Source organism: Variovorax sp. F042 (assembly GCF_057814215.1).
Genome location: NZ_JBVASX010000080.1, coordinates 1 through 290 on the forward strand (window position 1 = coordinate 1; position 290 = coordinate 290).

The 290-nt window shown below is 71.0% G+C and carries 1 protein-coding gene; it reads right to left on the reverse strand.

Annotated elements, in window-relative coordinates; translation table 11 throughout:
- A partial coding sequence (locus ACZYSP_RS35490; RefSeq protein ID WP_489019245.1) for a penicillin acylase family protein occupies positions 1 to 290 on the reverse strand: 290 nt, incomplete at both ends.

A 290-nucleotide genomic window follows, 5' to 3' on the forward strand; every position in this document is an offset into this window, starting at 1 on the left:
CCTGGTTCTCGCCGGGCGCGCCCCAGCGGTTCATGGCCGCGCGGAACTGGTCCCAGTTGCGCGCGCGCATGTAGTCCATGGAACCGAAGTACGGAGCCATTCCGCGCTCCAGCCACGCCGCGCGCACGGCATACGCACGCTGCTTGCCCGGCTCGGCCAGCAGCACCGGGCCGTGGCGCGTGAAGGTGTTGACCCCCTCGCGCGGCGCGCTCTCGCCCTTGACCGCGATGCGTTCGGTGACGCGCACCATCGGCTCCCAGCGACCCGGGTAGCGGTACTCGTTGGCATTG